Below are 18,242 nucleotides of genomic sequence, written 5' to 3' on the forward strand. Positions count from 1 at the left end.
TGCAAGGGGTCGCGTTGCCCCGCAAAGGGGCTGGATGCAAGGCGCCCGCGCGCAGCAAGGCTGGCGCCTTGCAAGCGCGGGCAACGCCGCAGACGGCCCCTTTGCGGGGCAACCCGGAGGGAAGCTCGCCAGAGCCCGCCCCTCGGCGTTGCGCTCCTAGCGTGTGCGGACGCACACGCGTCGTCGCGCGCCTTGATGGGCGGGCTCTGGCGAGCTTCGCGACCCCTTGCATAGCGTTAACAGGTCCTATCGGCGAACCGGCCCTCTCATGAAAACGCTCGTCGTTCATTGCCATCCGAACCCTGACAGCTTCAACCACGCGCTCTACCGCACGGCGCTCGCCGCCCTCGAACCCCGCCACCAGGTCCGGGCCATCGACCTGTACGCCGAGGGCTTCGACCCGACGCTGACCCGCGAGGAACGCATCGCGTACCTCGACAACACCCAATTGATCCGCGAACGCGTGCAACCCCACGTCGAAGCGCTGCTGTGGGCCGAGCACCTGGTGTTCGTCTATCCCACCTGGTTCCACGGACCGCCCTCGATGCTCAAGGGCTGGCTGGAACGGGTGTGGCTGCCCGGCGTGGCCTTCCTGCCGGCCGAGCGCAAGGGCCAGGCCGCGCGCTCGGGCATGCGCCACATCCAGCGCCTCACGGTGGTCACCACGGGCGGCTCGCCGCGCTGGTTCGTGATGATCATCGGCGACCCCGGGCGGCGGCTGTTCACGCGCGCGCTGCGCGCCCTGTTCGCCTGGCGCTGCAAGGTGACCTGGCTGCAGCTGCACGACATGAACGCCGTGACCGCGCTCGACCGCACGCGCTTCATCGAGCGCGTGGCGCGCAAGCTGCAGACGCTGTGACCACGACCCCAACGATCCGGGAGAAAACACCATGAGCCTCGAACGCACGCTCACCGTCCGCGTGACGCGCATCGCGCGCCAGACGCCCGAAATCCTGGCCTTCGAACTGGCCCATCCCTGGGGCCGCGCGCTGCCCGGCTACGAGGCCGGCGCGCACATCGACGTGCACATGCCCGGCGGCTTCTCGCGCCAGTACTCGCTGGCGCGCGCGCCCTCGGCGGGCGCCGTCTCGTCCTACCTGATCGGCGTGAAGCGCGAGGCCGCGAGCCGCGGCGGCTCGGCCTCGATGCACGAGCGCGTGCGCGAAGGCGACCTGCTGCCGATCAGCACGCCGCGCAACACCTTCCCGCTGCAGGCGCAGGCGCGCCATCACCTGCTGCTGGCCGGCGGCATCGGCATGACGCCGCTGCTGGCGATGGCGCAGGCGCTGGCCGCGCGCGGCGAGGGCTTCACGCTGTGCGTGTTCGCGCGCGCCGAGGAGCACCTGGCCTTCGCCGAGGCGCTGCGCGATCCGGCGCTGGCGCCGCACGTGCGGCTGCACCTCGACCAGGGCGACGCCTCGCAGCGCATCGACCTGCGCGCGCTGCTGGCAGCGCATGCCGGCGCCGCGCATCTCTACGTCTGCGGCCCCGGCGGCTTCATGCAGGCGGTGCGCGACGCGGCCGCCGCCGCGCAGTGGCCCGAGGACGCGATCCACGCCGAGTACTTCGCCGCGCCCACCGATGCCGCCGCCACCGCGGGCCAGCCCTTCGTGTTGCGGCTCGCGCAGCGCGGCATCGCGGTGCCGGTGGCGGCCGACCAGACCGCGGTCGACGCATTGCACGAGGTCGGCATCGACATTCCGGTGTCCTGCGAGCAGGGGCTGTGCGGCACCTGCGTGGTCGGTGCCGAAGGCGAGGGTGCCGAGCACCGCGACTTCTGCCTCACGGGCAGCGAGCGGCGCCACAAGGTGGCGCTGTGCTGCTCGCGCGCCAAGGGGGCCGAGCTGGTGGTGCAGCTCTGAGACCGCGCATGGCCAGGACCACCGCCGTCGACACCGCCGAGGACGCCGAGGGCCCCGCCACGCGCGGGCGCTCGCGCAAGTACGCGCAGGTGCTCGGCGTGATCAACCAGGCCGCGATCGAGGTGTTCGCGAGCGAGGGCCTGGCCGGCGCCTCGACGCAGGCGATCGCCGACAAGGCCGGGCTCTCGAAGGCGCAGCTGCACTACTACATCGACAGCAAGGAGGCGCTGTACCGGCAGATCCTGCAGGACATCCTCACCGACTGGATCGTGGTCTTCGGCTTCGACGACGAGGCCCTGGGCCCGCGCAAGGTGCTCGGCGACCTGATCCGCCGCAAGATGGCGTTCTCGTTCGAGCACCCGCTGCGCTCGCGCATCTTCACGGCCGAGATGCTGCGCGGCGCGCCGGTGCTCAACAGCCTGATGGACACGAGCAAGCAGCGCACCGACCAGGCGGCCGCCGTGATCCGCAACTGGATGGACCAGGGCCTGATGGACGAGGCCGACCCGATGCTGGTGCTGTTCCACATCTGGGCCGTGACGCAGTTCTATGCCGACCACGCGACGCAGGCCGCGTACTTCCGCAACACCGCGCAGCACGGCGACGCGCAGGACCGCGACTACCTGGTCGAGCAGGTGACGGCGTTCCTGTTCAAGGGCGCGGGCGTCAGGTAGCGCGCACCGGCAGGTACATGGTGGCCTCGACCTCCACCAGCACCTCGTCGCCCGGCAGGAAGCGCGACACCTCCACCACCGTGCTGACCGGCGGCTCGCCCGGATAGAACAAACCGCGCACGCGGTTGTAGAAGGCGTAGTGCGGCAGGTGGCGGAAGTACTGCACCAGCTTCACCACGTCCTCCATGGTGCCGCCGTGCTCGGCCGCGATCTGGCGGATGCGCTCGAGCACGAACCAGCTCTGCGCCACGATCGGCGCCTCGAACACGTCGACCGACATCTGGCCGGTGGCGTAGCCCAGGCCCTGCAGCGCGCTGCGCCCGGCCTCGGGAATGGCGTCGTAGCCGGCGACCGCGCGGCGCGTGGCCGGGTCGACGGCGACCACGCCGCTCATGTAGACGAAATCGCCGACGCGCTTGGCGGCGGCATAGTTGGCCATCGGCTTGCCCATGCTCATGCGGTGTGCTCCAGGATCCGGCCCGCGCGGATGACGCTGCGGCGGCGGCCGCGCGGGTCGATGAGTTCGTGTTCGTCGGTGGCGGCCAGCACCACCAGGTCGGCCGGACAACCCGCGGCGATGCGACCGTCCCAGGCCAGCCCGAGCGCCTGCGCCGGCGCGAGCGTGATGCTGTCGATCCAGTCGAGCGCCGGCGCGAGGTGCGCCACCTGCACGCCGAGGCCGAAGGTCTCGACGAGGTCGTAGCTGCCGTAGGGATAGAAGGCGTCCTGCACGTTGTCCGTCGCCAGGCTCGCACGCAAGCCGCGTGCCGCCGCCTCGCGGATGCGCGTGATGCCACGCGGCACCGGCGTGCGGTCCCAGGCGCCCTGCAGGTAGAGGTTGGTGGTGGGCAGCGCGACCAGGTGCAGGCCCGCGCCCGCGCACAGCGCCAGGGTTTCGTGCGCCACGGCATCGTCCTGCACCGAGAGCGAGCAGGCATGGCCGCAGACCACGCGGCCCGCGAAGCCGCGCGCACGCACCAGCTGCGCGATGGCGCGCAGGCCGCTGGCGTCGGCATCGAGGCCCTCGTCGACATGGAAGTCGAGCGACAGCCCGTGCTTGTGCGCGAGCTCGAACACGCGGTCGAGCTTGGGCAGCAGGGCCTCGTTGCGGTAGACGAAGGCACCCAGCGCGCCGCCCGCGCGCGCCACCTCGCGCGCGATGCGCTCGCCGGCCTCGGCATCGGCGAACAGGTCGAGCGGGGTGAGCGAGACGAACTGCAGCTCGACGCGGCCGCGCCAGGCTTCGCGCAGCGATTCGAACACCGCGAGCGAGACCGGCGCCTCGGGCTGCACCCAGTCGAGGTGGGTGCGCAGCGCGCGCGTGCCGCTGCGCCAGGCGTCCTCGAGCGCGCGTTCCATGCGCGGGCGCAGCGATTCGGCGGTCCAGCCGGCGCGGTGGCCGTTCATGCGCTCGATGGCCGCGAACAGGTTGCCCTGCGCCGCGCCCACTTCCTGCACGGTGTAGTTCTTGTCGATGTGCGCATGCGCGTCGACGCAGGCGCTCAGCACGATGCCGCGCGCCGAATCCTGCCGCGCGCTCGGCGCGACCGAGGCCACGCGATCGCCGTCCAGCACCAGGTCGAACAGCTCGGCCTCCGACGCGAAGCCGCGCAGCGGCTTCGGGATGCGCAGTGCCTCGAGCTTCACTGCGCCTCTCGCCACGCGCGCAGCCAGCCCAGCCCGGCCGAAGTGCCGCCGGGCTCGCTGCCGCGCCGCGGCCGGTATTCGCAGCCGACCCAGCCCTGCCAGCCGGTCTGCGCCGACACCTCGTCGATCACCTGGAACAGGTAGGGATAGTTCTGCTCGCCGATGTCGGGCTCGTGCCGCTCGGGCACGCCGGCGATCTGGATGTGGCCGACGCGGCCGGTGGGCAGGTACTGGCGCAGCTTCATGGCGACGTCGCCCTCGACGATCTGGCAGTGGTAGAGGTCCATCTGCACCTTGAGGTTCGGCGCGCCAATGCCCTCGACGATGGCATGCGCATGGTCCTGTCGGTTGAGGAAGAAGCGCGGGATGTCGCGCGTGTTGATCGGCTCGATCAGCACGTCGCGCCCGGCCTTCGCGGCCTCCTCGGCGGCCCAGCGCAGGTTGTCGACGTACACCTGCTGCACGGCATCGGCCGTGAGGCCCTCGGGCACCAGCCCGGCCATGACGTGGATGCGCGGGCAGTCGAGCGCGACCGCGTAGTCGATGGCCTTGGCAATGCCTTCGCGGAACTCGGCATCGCGCCCCGGCAGGCAGGCCAGGCCGCGTTCGCCGCCCTCCCAATTGCCGGGCGGGCCGTTGAAGAGCACCTGCTGCAGGCCGTTGTGCTGGAGGCGCGCGACGATATCTTCCTTGGAGAAGGCATAGGGGAACAGGTACTCGACGGCCTCGAAGCCGTCCTTCGCGGCGGCATCGAAGCGATCGAGGAAATCCAGCTCGGGATAGAGCATCGAGAGGTTGGCGGCGAAGCGTGGCATGGCGTGTCTCTTGTAGGTTCTGGCGATTGTGGTCTCGAACGGATTCACCAGCGAGCACCGAAGGTCGCGCGCAGTTCGGCGATCTGTTCGGGCGACAGCGGTGCGGGTGGCGTGGCATGGTCGCGCGTCATGAGGTGGAGCCTGGCGGTCTCCTCGAGTTCCTCGAGCACGGCCATCGCGGCGGCGGGGGTGTCGTGCCACACGTTGGGGCCGAGGCGGTCGAGCATCACGGCGCGGATGGGCACGCCGGCCGCGCCGCGCTGCGCGATGACCTGGGCGACCTCGGCCGCCGCTTCGGGCGCGCCCGGGCGGTGGTAGTGGATGCGCGGCACGTGGCCGACCTTCATCACGAAATAGGGCGTGAGGGCGGGCAGCAGTTCGTCGCTGGTTCCGCTCAAGGTGAGTGCGACGCAGTGGCTGCTGTGGGTGTGGATCACGCAGGCGGTATCGGCATCGAAAGCTCTCGCTGCTTCGTAGATGCGCATGTGCAGCGCGATGGTCTTGCTGGCACGGTCGCCACTGATCTGCTGGCCCTGCGCATCGAGCCTCGCGAGCCGCGCGGGGTCGAGGAAGCCCAGGCAGGCATCGGTGGGGGTGATGAGGAAGCCACCGTCTTCCAGGCGCACGCTGATGTTGCCGGCCGTGGCGTGGACGTAGCCGCGGTCGAACAGGCTTTTTGCTGTGCGGCAGATTTCTTCTCTTGCTTTTGTTTCGGTCATTTTTGGCTTCTTGTTCGGGGTGCGTGCACAGGGCATCGGGTACTTCCCTCCGCGAATGTCCCCCGCCCTCCGGGCTCCTCCTTTATTTCGCTGCGGGAAGCACCCGATACCCTGTGCACGGGAGGCGCTGCGGTGGTGCCGGCGGTTCAACAACGATTGCGTCCAGGCTCACGTCGATGGGGTACTCCCCGTAGCGAAATAAAGGAGGAGCCGAAGGCGGGGGACATTCGCGGAGGGGAGTACCCCATCGGCGTGAGCCCGCCCCCACCCCATCAATCATCCAAGCACCGCAAACGCTTTGGTAAAGAAATCATCCCCCCCGAAGTTCCCCGACTTCAATGCGATATGCACCCCAGTGTCAGGCGCCAACGAGGAACGCGCATGACACCAAGGCACCCCCGGATCGATCTGCGGCCCGATCTGCAATTGCGCGATGCCGAGCGCCTGCACGCAAGCCCCGGAGGTCTCGCCGCCCGCCACCACGAGCTGGCGCACACCACGCTCGACCAGCCCGCGCGCGATCGCGGCGATGGTGCGCTCGACCATCGCGCCGGCCTCTTCCACGCCGAGCTGGCCTTGTACCGACTTCACGGCACCGGCTTCGGCCGTGGAGTAGACGAGCACCGGGCCCTTGTCGATCAGCGGCGCGGCCCAGGCCAGCGTCTCGGCCGCGACGTCGATGCCGGCCGCGATGCGCAGCGGATCGATGGCCAATGCGGCGCCGCCACGGCCGATGAAGTCGAGCACCTGCCGGTTGGTGGCGAGCGAGCAGCTGCCCGACACCACTGCCGTGCGGCCGCCGGCCTTCGGCAACGCGCTGGCCTGCGAGGAGGGTGCGAGCCCGAAGTTGGCGGGCAGGCCGATGGCCACGCCCGAGCCCGCGGTGACCAGCGGCAGCTTCGCGAGCGCCGGGCCCATGCGCAGCAGGTCGTCGTTGGACACCGCGTCGACGATCGCGATCGATACGCCCTCGGCCTTCAGCTGCGCGATGCGCGCCTCGATCGCTTCCGCGCCGCGCGCCACCACCGCGTGGTCGATCAGCCCCACCTTGCGCCGGCACTGCGCCTGCAGCACCCGCACCAGGTTCGGGTCGGTCATCGGCGTCAGCGGATGGTTCTGCATGCCGCTCTCGTTGAGCAGCACCTCGCCCGCGAACAGGTAGCCCTTGAACACCGTGCGCTTGTTGTCGGGAAAGGCCGGCGTGGCGATCGTGAAGTCGCTGCCCAGCGCCTCCATCAGCGCCTCGGTCACCGGGCCGATGTTGCCCTGCGGCGTGCTGTCGAAGGTCGAGCAGTACTTGAAGTAGATCTGTTGCGCGCCCTGCGCCTGCAGCCAGCGCAGCGCCTCGAGCGACTGCGCGATGGCCTCGGCCGGCGCGATGGTGCGCGACTTGAGCGCGACCACCACCGCATCCACCTCGGCGGCCAGCGGGCCCTCGGGCACACCGATCGTCTGCACCACGCGCATGCCCGCGCGCACCAGGTTGTTGGCGAGGTCGGTGGCGCCGGTGAAATCGTCGGCGATGCAGCCGAGCAGCAGCTTCGCCATCGCTCAGCCCTTCGCCGCGAGCTTGACCGCCTGCGGGTTCTCGCGCACGTAGTCGCGCAGGATCGCGTCGAAGCTGGCATCGGCCTTCAGGCCCAGCGCCTCGGCACGCGCCGCATGCACGCGGCTGGGCCAGCTCGTGACGATCTTCGCGATCGCCGCGTCGGGTTCCCAGTCGATCAGGCTCGTTGCCTCGGTGCCCGCGATGCGCTCGAGCGCCTGCGCCATCTCGCGCACGGTGGTGGTCAGCGCGGGCAGGTTGACCGCGGTGCGTGCACCCCACTCGGCGCCGCTGGCCGTGGCCGCGCGCACGATGCCCGCGATGGTGTTGCCGGGCGAGGCCAGCGCCACCGGCGTGTCGGGCGCGACCGGGCAGCGCGCGCGCTCGCCGGCCAGCGGTTCGCGCAGCATGCCGCTGAGGAAGCTCGAGGCCGCGCCGTTGGGCCGGCCCGGGCGCACCGATACCGTCATCAGCCGCACGTTGCGACCCTGCACGAAGCCCTTGCGCGTGAAGTCGGCCACCAGTTGCTCGCCGACGAACTTCTGGATGCCGTAGCTGTTCTGCGGCGTGGGCAGCGTCGTGTCCTCGATCAGGGCCGGCAGCCGCTGCTCGGGCGAATCGCCGAACACCGCGACCGAGCTCGAGAACACGAACACCGGCGCATGGCCGGCGCGGCGCGCGGCTTCGAGCAGCGCGCGCGTGGTGTCGAGGTTGCTGCGCATGCCGAGGTCGAAGTCGGCCTCGCATTCGCCGCTGACGGCGGCCGCCAAGTGGAACACGAGCTGGCTGCCCGCGATCGGCAGCGTGCCGCTGTGCGCCTGCTCGAGCAGGTCGCCCTGCAGGAACTGCACGCGCGCGTCGGCCGCGAGGTCGGCCGGCGGCGCCACGCGGTCGGCCAGCACGATGCGTTCGATGGGCTTCGGCGCGGCGCCGGCCAGTGCCAGCGGTCCGTGGGCGAGCAGCGTGCGCGCGAGGCGCGCGCCGAGGAAGCCGCAGCCGCCGGTGATGAGGATGTTCATGGTCGTCTTGTCTCGGTGGTCGTTCGCAAGTGGGTCAGAGGGCCGGCAGGAAGCGCAGCAGCGCATCGGCCACCGCGTCGGGCGCCTCGCGCTGCGGGAAGTGGCCCACGCCGTCCAGCAGCTCGCGGCGGTAGGGGCCGCTGAAGAAGCGCTCCTTGCCCGCCGAGCTGTCCGGATGATTGCACGCATCGGCCGCGCCGTGCAGCACCAGCGTGGGCACCGACAGCACGGGCGCGGGATCGAGCGCCGCGTCGTCGGCCGCGTAATGCGGATCGCCGGGCGCGTAGCCCCAGCGATGGCGGTACGAATGCACCACCACGCGGGCCCAGTCCTCGCCCTCGAAGGCGGCGGCGGTGGTGTCGAACTCGGCCTCGTCGTACCAGCCGGGCGGGCCCCAGGTGCGCCACATCATGCGCGTGAAGGCGAGGCGGTCGTCGTGCACCGTGCGCTCGCCGCGCGGCGTGGCCATGTACCAGTGGTACCAGTAGTTGCGCGCCTGCTCGAGCGGCATCGGCTGGCCCGGCGCGTTGGTGCCGTAGCCCACCGACAGCAGCGCCAGCGCGCTCGCCACGCCGGGGCGCAGCCCGCAGGCATTGGCCACTGCGCGGGCGCCCCAGTCGTGGCCGACCAGCGCGGGGCACTCGAGCCCCAGCGCATCGATGAAGTCGAGCAGGTCGCGGCCCAGCGCCGAGAGCTGGCCGCTGCGCGGCGTGTCCGCATGCAGGAAGCGCGTGGGCGCGAAGCCGCGCAGCGCGGGCAGCAGCACGCGCCAGCCGGCGGCGGCCAGGCGCGCGGCCACGCCATGCCAGCCGCGCGGGCTGTCGGGCCAGCCGTGCACCAGCACCACGGTGGCGGCGCCCGTGGCGTTCCATTCCTCGTAGCCGATGCGCAGCAGCGGCGTGTCGACGGTCCTGTGTTCGCTCACGAGGCATTTCCTTTCGCGGCCGGCAGCTCGATGCCCGGGAAGATCTTGATCACCGCGCTGTCGTCCTCGCGCGCATGGCCCGCGGTCGAGGCCTGCATGAACATCTGGTGCGCGGTGGACGACAGCGGCAGCGGAAACTTGCTGGCGCGCGCCACGTCGAGCACCAGGCCCAGGTCCTTCACGAAGATGTCGACCGCCGACAGCGGCGTGTAGTCGCCCGCGAGCACGTGCGCCATGCGGTTCTCGAACATCCAGCTGTTGCCCGCGCTGTGGGTGATGACCTCGTAGAGCGCGGCCGGGTCCACGCCCTCGCGCAGGCCCAGCGCCATGGCCTCGGCCGCGGCCGCGATGTGCACGCCGGCCAGCAGCTGGTTGATGACCTTCACCTTGCTGCCCGCGCCCGCGCTGTCGCCGAGCCGGTAGACCTTGGCGGCCATCGCGTCGAGCACGCCGCCGGCCTTGTCGTAGGCCGCGGGCGTGCCGGCGGTCATCATCGTCATCTGGCCGCTCGCGGCCTTGGCGGCGCCGCCCGAGATCGGCGCGTCGAGGTAGAGCAGGCCGAGCGTCGCGAGCCGCGCCTCGAGCGCCACCGACCAGTTGGGGTCGACCGTGGAGCACATCACGAACAGGCTGCCGGGCTTCATCGAGGCCGCGCAGCCCGGCGTGCCGCCGTCGCCGAACAGCACCGCCTCGGTCTGCTGCGCGTTCACGACGACCGAGATCACGATGTCGCTGGCGGCACCGAGCGCGGCCAGCGTGTCGCAGGCCGTGCCGCCGTCGCGCGCGAAGGCCTGCGCGACCTCGCGGCGCAGGTCGAACACGTGCGGCGCATGGCCCGCGCGGCGCAGCGACTGCGCCATGCCGGCGCCCATGGCGCCGAGGCCCACGAGGCCGACGACGGGAGGGGAGGAAGTGGTCATGGAAGGAAGGAGTTGGGTGATTTGTCAGGTCATCATACAAATTTGAGATGACTTTGTCTCGCACCGAATTCCAGCCCGCCCCTCAGGAGGCCTTCTTGCGCCGCCCCTTGCTGGCGGCGCCGCTCTCCTGCAGCCCCTCGACCAGCGGCCGCGCGAGCTGCGCGCCCTCCTGCTGCCAGAAGGCCGGGTCGGCCTGCTCGATGCGGCGGATCGCGTTGTCCATGTGGGTCTTGGCGGCCTCGCGCGCGCGCAGCGCATCGCCGGCCTCGATCGCCTCGACGATGCGCGCGTGTTCCTGCGCCACCTCGCGCGCGAAGTCGGCGCGGCGCGCCTCGTTGGCGCGCGTGACGCGGGTGGCGCCGTGCAGGAACTGTCGCAGGTACTGCAGGGTGCCGATCAGGAACGGGTTGCGCGCGGCCTCGGCGATGGCGCGGTGGAAGCGCACGTCCTCCTCGGCGCCGTTGCCGCCCACGGCCACGGCCGCATGCAGCGCCGCGATCGCGTCTCGGATGCGGCGCACGTCCTCGGCCGTGCGGCGCTCGGCCGCCAGCGCCGCCACCTCGGCCTCGAGCGCGCGGCGCAATTCGACCATCTGGATCACCGCCTCGCGCGAGGCCACGTGCGGCATCTCGAAGCGCAACGGCTCGACCCCGGCCGCGCGCACATACACGCCGCTGCCCTGGCGCGAGTCGACCAGCCCGAGCGACTTGAGCCGCGACACCGCCTCGCGCACCACGGTACGGCTGACGCCGAACTGCTCGGCCAGCGCGGACTCGGTCGGCAGCCGGTCGCCCTCGGACAAGCGCCCACTGCGCACCTCGGCCGCCAGCGCATCGGCCACCTGGTCGGCCAGGCGGACGGCGGGGGCGAGCGATTGGAAGCGGGCGGTCATGAATGGGCTGCGACTCTAACGCAGGCCCGCCGGCGGGATGCCATCGCATGTGGATGAAGGCAAGCGCGCAGTTCGGCGCATTTCCCGCGGGCATTTCCTGCGCGTCGAGTGGCGCCGTGGGGCCCGCTCGCTATGCTGCCGCTCGTGATTCCGACCTTCAATCATTCGCACGTGCTGCCGCCGTTCGAGGGCGAGCGGTTGAGTGGCGCGCACAGCTCGCCTTACTTGGTGTCGGCCTGCGAGATGGTGCAGCGCTTCGCGATCGGCACGGCGCGATGCACCATCCTCGACGGCCTGTTGCGCTATCGCGCCGAACTCCGCGGCATCGGGTTCGTCGAAGGCTTTCAGTGGCTCGATGGCAGTTTCGTCGAGGATATCGAGGCACGCGAAGGTCGCCCACCTCGGGACATCGACGTCGTGAGCTTCGCCTACCCGCCGCAGGGAATGAGCAAGACGGAGATCAATCGGATAATGGACGAGCGCCCCGATCTCTTCGATCACGAGCGCTGCAAGCAGGGGTTTCACTGCGACACCAGCATCATCAACCTGACCACCTCACCGGAGCGGTTGGTGCAGCAGACGCGCTATTGGTATGGTTTGTTTTCTCATCGCCGCGGCGATGCCCTGTGGAAAGGCATGCTGCAGTTGCCCATGGATTCCGACGATCACTCCGCCCGTGTGATGCTCGATCGACTCATGCAACAAGGAGAACCGAATGCTGGCTCAACTTGAGAAGCAATTCCTGCAGGCTGACCTGGCGCAGGTTCGTCAGTTGCTGGCGGACGGGCAGGCGCACGACGATCCGATCGCGGTGCATCAATATGCCCAGCGCGTCGCGCGCCTCGAAAAGGAACTGACCGAATTGTCGGAAGCAGGCACGAACGCGCCCGTCGGCGTGGCCTTGTTCTTCGGGGGGCGCCCGGTCGTGGGCTCGAATGGCATCAAGGCGTCGTTCGGGACGCAGGCCATCGGCAAGTTTCAGAAGCTCGTGAGTCAGCGCTATGCGGCCGCCGAGACAGGTCCGCTCTCTTCGCGTGGCCGCGTGCCGATGAGCGACGACACCCAGTTGCTGGTCACCGACGTCGTACGCGGCTCGTTCGGTTTCGTGCTGCAGGGCAGCGAACCCGCCAGCAGCGATGCACCGCTCAAGGACGCCGTGGATCACGTGGCCGATACCCTGTCCCGCATGGCGGCGGCGGACGACGCCCTGTTCGACGAAGCCTCGGCGGACGTGGACAACCGCCAGCTCGGAACCTTGCAGGAGTTCTTCAAGCTGCTCGACGACGAGGGCGCCAGTCTTCGCCTCGTGGAAGGCGAGCGGGACTTCGAACTCTCGACGCAAGCCGTTCGACGCGCACGCCAACGCGCCGAGGCGATGACCATCGAAGACCGCGTCGAGGTGCTCGAAGGCGAGGTCATCGGCTGGGCCGAGTATTCGTCGCGCTTCGAGCTGCGCCTGCATGGCGATCGGAGCGTGGTGGTCGGCACGGTGACGCGTGCCGCCATGGAGCACTCGCTGCAAGAGGGGCTGGCGCCTCTGCATCGGCATGTCCGCGCCAGAGTCAAGGTGCGCGAAGCACGGCTGCGCAACCGCACGCCGCGCAAGACATTCGCCTTGCAGGCGCTCGAAGTCATCGCGCCGCCCGCGGACTGGCCCGCGCGACCGGTCCAACAAGCGTTCTAGGCCCGCTCCACCACCGGCCGCGCGTTGAGCCACAGCAGCGTCAACGCAAACGCCAGCAGCGGCAGCATCGCGAGGTTGATCGCGATCCAGCCCACGCCCGCGAGCAGCGCGCCCGAGCCGAAGGACATCAGCACGGCCGTGGTGCCGTTGCTGAGTTCCATCAGCGCCTGCGCGGGTCCGCGCTCGTGCTCGGCGTGCGCTTCGGCCAGCAGCGTGGTGCCGGCGATCAGCATCAGGTTCCAGCCCAGGCCCAGCAGCAGCGAGCTCGCGAGGAAGTGCGCGAAGTCCTGGCCCGAGAGCGCGACCGCGGCGCTGGTCGCGAGGATCGCCGAGCCCAGCATCGCGACGCGGCGGCTGCCCCAGCGGTCGACCAGCGCGCCGGCGAAGAAGGCCGGCGCGAACATGCCGAGCACATGCCACTGGATCACCTGCGCGGCCGCGGCGGCGGAGAAGCCGCAGAAGTCCATCGCGAGCGGGGTCGCGTTCATCGCCAGCACCATGAGGCCGTGGCCGATGGCGGTCATGAGGATGGCGGCGCGCAGCATCGGCCGCGCGAGCAGCGCGCGCATCTGGGCCCAGCCGCGCGCCACGGCCGGCGGCGCCGCGCCCTCGCGCAAGCGCGACATGGCGACCACGCCGCACAGCGCGAGCACCGCGATCGCGAGGTAGGCGCCCGCGAAGGGCACGGGCAGCGCATTGCGCGTCCAGACCGCGATGGCGGGCGCAAACACCGCCGCGCAGACGCCGCCGCCGACCACCAGCGCGGCGGCGCGGCCCTTGTGGCGCGGCTCGACGGCCTCGAGCGCGGCATAGCGGTAGAAGCCGGCCGAGGCCTGGTAGCCGCCGATGCAGGCGGCGCCGAAGCAGAACACCGCGAAGCTGCCGAGCCCCAGGCCCGTGGCGCAGACCAGCCCGCCCACCACGCCGAGCAGCGCGCCGCCCATCAGGCCGCGGCGGCGGCCGCGTCGCTGCATGAACATCGACAGCGGCGACACGGCCGCGAGGTTGCCGAGCACCAGCAGCGCGAGCGGCAGGGTGGCCAGCGCGGGCCAGGGCGCGAGCCGCAGGCCCGCGACCGAGGTCAACGTGATGCCGATGATCGAGCACGACCAGTAGAGCGCCTGGCCGAGGAACAGCAGCCGGATCGCGGGGTTGCGCAGCAGCTGCATCGTTCAGCCCCCGGCGCGCGGCGCGCCTGCGCCGAAGCGCTCGGCAAAGGCCTGCGGACTCACGGCCAGGTGCTTGTGGAAGCTGCGCCGCAGCGTCTCGGGATGGCCGAAGCCGCACAGCCGCGCCACGGTCGACACCGAGGTCTGCGCATGGGCCAGCAAAGCCGAGGCGGCCTCGACGCGCACGCGCTCGACGTAGTGGCCGGGCGTCATGCCGAGCTCGCGCCGGAACACGCGGCTCAGGGTGCGCGGCGGCATGCAGGCGCGCTCGGCCAGCACCTCGAGCGAGAGGTCGCCCGCGAGCTGGCCCGGGATCCATTCGAGCAGCGACGACAGCCGCGGCGCATGCGTGGCCTCGGGCGCGAGGAAGCGGCTGAACTGCGCCTGCCCGCCGGGCCGGCGCAGGAACATCACGAGCCGGCGCGCCACCGCCAGCGCGATCGCGCGGCCGAGGTCGTGCTCGACCAGCGCCAGCGCGAGGTCGATGCCGGTGGTGACGCCGGCCGAGGTGAAGACATGGCCGTCGCCCTCGCGCCCGCTCGGGTCGTAGGTATGGAGCCGGTCGGCCGCCACCTCGACCGCGGGATGGCGCGTGCGCAGCGCCTCGACGCTGTCCCAGTGGGTGGTGGCGAGGCGGCCGTCGAGCAGGCCGGCCTGCGCGAGGATCAGCGCGCCCGAGCAGACCGAGCCGAGCCGGCGCACGCGCGGCTCTGCGCGCTGGAGCCAGGCCAGCAGCGGCGCGTTGCGCAACTGGGCTTCGGCGCCCCAGCCGCCGGGCACGAGCACGGTGTCGAAGCGCGCCGGGTCCTGGTCCTCGCGCGCGGCCTCGGCCAGCAGCGAGAAGCCGGCCGAGCAGGCCACCGGTCCGGCCGCGTCGGCCAGCAGGTGCAACGAATAGCCGGCCGGTCGGCCCTGGCGCTGCAACTCGACATTGGCCGAGGCGAACACCTGCAGCGGACCGGTGACGTCCAGCACCTGGACATCGGGATAGATCGTGCAGGCGATGGCGCGCGGCGTTTGCATGCGGGCAGTGTCGTGCGCGCGGCGATTGGCCGCAACGACAACGACCCCACGGATCCGGCCACTTTCGGCGTGGCCGGCCGGTGCGGCGGGTCAGCCCAGCGCGTGCCGCGCGGCCTTCGCGATGCTCTGCGCGTCGACGCCGAAGAAGCCGCGCAGGGCAGCGCGCGTGTCGCTGCGCCCGAAGCCGTCGGTGCCCAGCGTGAGGTAGCGGCGGCCCGCGGGCAGGAAGGCGCGGATGCTCTCGGGCACGGCGCGCACGTAGTCGGTGGCGGCCACGATCGGCGCCTTGCCCTGGCCGAGCTGGCGCGCGACGAAGGACTCGCCCGCCTCCTCGCCCGCGATGGCCCGCTGCTCGCAGGCCAGGCCGTCGCGCGCGAGCTCGCTCCAGCTCGTGACGCTGAACACCTCGGCCTCGATGCCCTCGTCGGCCAGCAGTTGCGCGGCCTTCACCACCTCGGTGAGGATCGCGCCCGAGCCCATCAGCGTGACCTTCTTCTTCGCCTTGCCCGCGGCCGGCGCGTAGGTGCCGAAGCGGTAGCAGCCGCGCAGGATGTCGGCCTCGGCGCCCGCGGGCACGTCGGGCTGCGCGTAGTTCTCGTTCATCAGCGTGACGTAATAGAACACGTCCTGCTGCTCGACCATCATCTCGCGGATGCCCGCGTCGACGATCACCGCCATCTCGCCCGCGTAGGCCGGGTCGTAGGCCTTGCAGTTGGGAATGGTCGCGGCCACGAGGTGGCTGCTGCCGTCCTGGTGCTGCAGCCCCTCGCCGCCGAGCGTGGTGCGCCCCGAGGTGGCGCCGAGCAGGAAGCCGCGCGCGCGCTGGTCGGCCGCGGCCCAGATCGCGTCGCCCACGCGCTGGAAGCCGAACATCGAGTAGTAGATGTAGAACGGCAGCATCGCCAGGCCGTGCACGCTGTAGCTGGTGGCCGCGGCGGTCCAGCTCGCGATGGCGCCGGCCTCGCTGATGCCTTCCTCGAGGATCTGGCCGTCGGTGGCCTCGCGGTAGCTGAGCACCGAGCCGATGTCCTCGGGCGCGTAGCGCTGGCCCACGCTCGAATAGATGCCGACCTGCTTGAACAGGTTCGCCATGCCGAAGGTGCGCGCCTCGTCGGCCACGATCGGCACGATGCGCGGGCCCAGCGCCTTGTCCTTGAGCAGGTTGCCCAGCAGGCGCACGAAGGCCATGGTGGTGCTCATCTCCTTGCCGGCGGCCGCGACCGCGAACTGCGCGTAGTTCGCGATCTCGGGCTTGGCCACCGGCTCGCAGGCAGTTTCGCGGCGCGGCATGGCGCCGCCGAGCGCCTCGCGGTGCTGGCGCAGGTAGCGCATCTCGGCGCTGTCCTCGGCCGGGCGGTAGAAATCCATCGCGGCCGCCTGCGCGTCGCTCAGCGGCAGGTCGAAGCGGTCGCGGAACTCGATCAGGTCGACCTCGCCCATCTTCTTGTGCGAGTGCGTGGTCATCTTGCCCTGGGCCGCGCTGCCCATGCCGTAGCCCTTCTTGGTGTGGGCCAGGATCACGGTGGGCCGGCCCTTGTGGGCGGCGGCCGCGGCATAGGCGGCATGGATCTTCACGAGGTCGTGGCCGCCGCGCTTGAGGCGGTCGATCTGCTCGTCGGTCATGCCCTCGGCCAGGCGCGCGAGCTCGGGGTTCTGGCCGAAGAAGTTGTCGCGGTTGAAGCGCCCGTCCTTGGCCGCGAAGGTCTGCATCTGGCCGTCGACGGTGGCGGCGAAGGCGCGCGCCAGCGCGCCGCTGGTGTCGCGCGCGAACAGGCCGTCCCAGTCGCTGCCCCAGACCAGCTTGATCACGTTCCAGCCGGCGCCCGCGAACAGCTTCTCGAGCTCGTCGATGATGCGGCCGTTGCCGCGCACTGGGCCGTCGAGCCGCTGCAGGTTGCAGTTGACCACCCACACGAGGTTGTCGAGCTTCTCGCGCGCGGCCAGGGTCAGCGCGCTCATCGATTCGGGCTCGTCCATCTCGCCGTCGCCGAACACGCCCCAGACCTTGCGGCCCTCGCAGTTCAGCAGGTTGCGGTGGGAGAGGTAGCGCATGAAGCGCGCGTGGTAGATCGAGCTGATCGGGCCGATGCCCATCGAGCCGGTGGGGAACTGCCAGAAGTCCGGCATCAGGTAGGGATGCGGGTAGCTGCACAGGCCGCGCGCGCCGCTGCCGTCGACGAAGGCCGGCGCGGTGAGTTCCTGGCGGTAGTGCGCGAGGTCGTCTTCGCTCAGTCGCCCCTCGAGGTAGGCGCGCGCATAGACGCCCGGCGCGCTGTGCGGCTGGAAGAACACGAGGTCGCCGCCATGGGCCGCGCTGCGCGCATGGAAGAAATGGTTGAAGCCGGTCTCGAACAGGTCGGCCGCGCTCGCATAGCTCGCGATGTGGCCGCCGAGCTCGCCATAGGCCTGGTTGGCCTTGGCCACCATCGCGAGCGCGTTCCAGCGCATCAGCGAGGCCAGCTTCTCCTCGACCGCGAGGTCGCCCGGGAACGGCGGCTGGTCCTCGGCCGCGATGGTGTTGACGTACGGCGTCGACAGCTCCGGCTGCCAGCCGATGCGCTGCTGGCGCGCGAGTCGCGCGAGTTCGTCGAGCATCTGGCGCGCGCGCTGCGGCCCGTGGACCTGCGCCAGCGCGAGGAAGGACTCGCGCCATTCGGCGGTCTCGGCGGGATCGGGGTCGTGCGACAGCGCTGCCTCGTCGAGCAGCAGGGCACGGATCTGGTCGGCGGAAATCGGGGCGTTCATGTCGGCACTTTAAGCCGCCATGAAAAGAATTGGCTACTGCTGCAGCCCGCAGCTTGACGGCTCACCAGCATAAAATTCCGCCAATCCTTCAGATCACGGCATTTCATGCAACTCGACGCGATCGACCTGCGCATCCTCGACGAACTGCAGCGCGACGGCGCGCTGTCGAACGTGGAACTCGCGCGCCGCGTGCACCTGTCGCCCTCGCCCTGCCTCGCGCGCGTGAAGCTGCTCGAGACCGAGGGCGTGATCGACCGCTACGTGGCGCTCGCGAGCGCCAAGGCGCTGGGCCTCGGCCTCAACGTGTTCATCTCGATCAGCCTCACGACGCAGAGCAAGCAGTCGCTGGCCGATTTCGAGCAGCGCATCGCCGAGCACGACGAGGTGATGGAGTGCTACCTGATGACCGGCGACAGCGACTACCTGATCCGCATCGCGGTGGCGGACATGGCGGCGCTCGAGAAATTCATCCTCGAGCAGCTCACGCCGATCCCGGGGATCGAGAAGATCCGCTCGAGCTTTGCGCTCAAGCAGGTGCGATACAAAACGGCGCTGCCGTTGCCGACAGCGCCGTCCTGAGTCGGTCTGCAAGCCGGGTGGAG

Annotated in this window: 18 protein-coding genes; 6 read left to right on the top strand and 12 right to left on the bottom strand. The window is 70.8% G+C overall.

Translation table 11 applies throughout. The features are described 5' to 3' along the window. Nucleotides 1-268: 268 nt before the first annotated feature. The 3 genes from R0232_RS33290 to R0232_RS33300 are packed head-to-tail and all read left to right on the top strand — an operon-like array spanning nt 269 to nt 2,536. Nucleotides 269-859 (top strand): NAD(P)H-dependent oxidoreductase, encoded by a 591-nt coding sequence (locus tag R0232_RS33290; RefSeq protein WP_093351348.1) that lies wholly within the window; start codon nt 269-271, stop codon nt 857-859. Nucleotides 860-890: 31 nt separating this feature from the next. Beyond that, nucleotides 891-1,862, top strand: coding sequence for a PDR/VanB family oxidoreductase (locus R0232_RS33295; RefSeq protein WP_431510772.1), 972 nt, complete (start codon nt 891-893; stop codon nt 1,860-1,862). 8 nt (nt 1,863-1,870) lie between these two features. Beyond that, nucleotides 1,871-2,536 carry a TetR family transcriptional regulator C-terminal domain-containing protein gene (locus R0232_RS33300; RefSeq protein ID WP_296774963.1) on the top strand — a complete coding sequence of 222 codons (666 nt, stop codon included), beginning with the start codon at nt 1,871-1,873 and terminating at the stop codon, nt 2,534-2,536. On the opposite strand, the gene R0232_RS33305 is transcribed toward R0232_RS33300, so the two are convergent. The 9 genes from R0232_RS33305 to R0232_RS33345 all read right to left on the bottom strand — a co-directional run bounded on the left by R0232_RS33305 (nt 2,529) and on the right by R0232_RS33345 (nt 11,019). After that, the gene (locus tag R0232_RS33305; RefSeq protein WP_057595876.1) at nt 2,529-2,993 is read right to left on the bottom strand and encodes a RidA family protein; all 465 of its coding nucleotides are present in this window, start codon (nt 2,991-2,993) and stop codon (nt 2,529-2,531) included. The genes R0232_RS33300 and R0232_RS33305 overlap by 8 nt on opposite strands. Continuing rightward, nucleotides 2,990-4,198: an amidohydrolase family protein gene (locus R0232_RS33310; protein WP_431510773.1), complete on the bottom strand. Its 1,209-nt coding sequence runs from the start codon at nt 4,196-4,198 to the stop codon at nt 2,990-2,992. Before R0232_RS33310 ends, R0232_RS33305 begins: the two co-directional genes overlap by 4 nt. After that, nucleotides 4,180-4,998, bottom strand: a complete 819-nt coding sequence (gene otnI / locus R0232_RS33315) for a 2-oxo-tetronate isomerase (protein WP_208509074.1) — start codon at nt 4,996-4,998, stop codon at nt 4,180-4,182. Before otnI ends, R0232_RS33310 begins: the two co-directional genes overlap by 19 nt. Before the next feature lie 44 nt (nt 4,999-5,042). Further along, a complete protein-coding gene (locus R0232_RS33320) occupies nt 5,043-5,717 on the bottom strand; it encodes an aldolase (RefSeq protein WP_431510774.1) in 675 nt (224 codons plus the stop codon). A 276-nt stretch (nt 5,718-5,993) separates the two neighbouring features. Next, nucleotides 5,994-7,265 (bottom strand): 3-oxo-tetronate kinase, encoded by a 1,272-nt coding sequence (otnK, locus tag R0232_RS33325; RefSeq protein WP_431510775.1) that lies wholly within the window; start codon nt 7,263-7,265, stop codon nt 5,994-5,996. Nucleotides 7,266-7,268: 3 nt separating this feature from the next. Beyond that, nucleotides 7,269-8,282: a D-erythronate dehydrogenase gene (denD, locus tag R0232_RS33330; RefSeq protein WP_431510776.1), complete on the bottom strand. Its 1,014-nt coding sequence runs from the start codon at nt 8,280-8,282 to the stop codon at nt 7,269-7,271. 34 nt (nt 8,283-8,316) lie between these two features. Next, complete coding sequence (locus R0232_RS33335) at nt 8,317-9,207, bottom strand: alpha/beta fold hydrolase (protein WP_431510777.1); 891 nt, start codon at nt 9,205-9,207, stop codon at nt 8,317-8,319. After that, complete coding sequence (gene ltnD, locus R0232_RS33340; protein WP_398500561.1) at nt 9,204-10,127, bottom strand: L-threonate dehydrogenase; 924 nt, start codon at nt 10,125-10,127, stop codon at nt 9,204-9,206. Before ltnD ends, R0232_RS33335 begins: the two co-directional genes overlap by 4 nt. A gap of 82 nt (nt 10,128-10,209) precedes the next feature. Further along, nucleotides 10,210-11,019: a FadR/GntR family transcriptional regulator gene (locus tag R0232_RS33345; protein ID WP_398500563.1), complete on the bottom strand. Its 810-nt coding sequence runs from the start codon at nt 11,017-11,019 to the stop codon at nt 10,210-10,212. A 132-nt stretch (nt 11,020-11,151) separates the two neighbouring features. Here R0232_RS33345 and R0232_RS33350 point away from each other — a divergent pair, with 132 nt between their 5' ends. Further along, on the top strand, nt 11,152-11,751 hold the full coding sequence (locus R0232_RS33350) for a DUF6932 family protein (protein ID WP_431510778.1): 600 nt from the start codon (nt 11,152-11,154) through the stop codon (nt 11,749-11,751). Then, on the top strand, nt 11,735-12,703 hold the full coding sequence (locus tag R0232_RS33355) for a hypothetical protein (RefSeq protein ID WP_431510779.1): 969 nt from the start codon (nt 11,735-11,737) through the stop codon (nt 12,701-12,703). The genes R0232_RS33350 and R0232_RS33355 overlap by 17 nt, the downstream gene beginning before the upstream one ends. On the opposite strand, the gene R0232_RS33360 is transcribed toward R0232_RS33355, so the two are convergent. The 3 genes from R0232_RS33360 to mdeB all read right to left on the bottom strand — a co-directional run bounded on the left by R0232_RS33360 (nt 12,700) and on the right by mdeB (nt 17,640). Further along, nucleotides 12,700-13,872 carry an MFS transporter gene (locus R0232_RS33360; protein ID WP_431510780.1) on the bottom strand — a complete coding sequence of 391 codons (1,173 nt, stop codon included), beginning with the start codon at nt 13,870-13,872 and terminating at the stop codon, nt 12,700-12,702. The two genes, R0232_RS33355 and R0232_RS33360, sit on opposite strands and share 4 nt — an antisense overlap. 3 nt (nt 13,873-13,875) lie before the next feature. Next, nucleotides 13,876-14,895, bottom strand: coding sequence for a GlxA family transcriptional regulator (locus tag R0232_RS33365; protein ID WP_431510781.1), 1,020 nt, complete (start codon nt 14,893-14,895; stop codon nt 13,876-13,878). Nucleotides 14,896-14,985: 90 nt separating this feature from the next. Continuing rightward, a complete protein-coding gene (mdeB, locus tag R0232_RS33370; RefSeq protein WP_431510782.1) occupies nt 14,986-17,640 on the bottom strand; it encodes an alpha-ketoglutarate dehydrogenase in 2,655 nt (884 codons plus the stop codon). A 105-nt stretch (nt 17,641-17,745) separates the two neighbouring features. On the opposite strand from mdeB, the gene R0232_RS33375 reads away from it, so the two are divergent. After that, complete coding sequence (locus R0232_RS33375) at nt 17,746-18,219, top strand: Lrp/AsnC family transcriptional regulator (protein WP_057595886.1); 474 nt, start codon at nt 17,746-17,748, stop codon at nt 18,217-18,219. Nucleotides 18,220-18,242 lie beyond the last annotated feature (23 nt).

Origin of the sequence: Variovorax sp. DAIF25 (assembly GCF_050711835.1) — a bacterium.
GTDB lineage: Bacteria > Pseudomonadota > Gammaproteobacteria > Burkholderiales > Burkholderiaceae_C > Variovorax.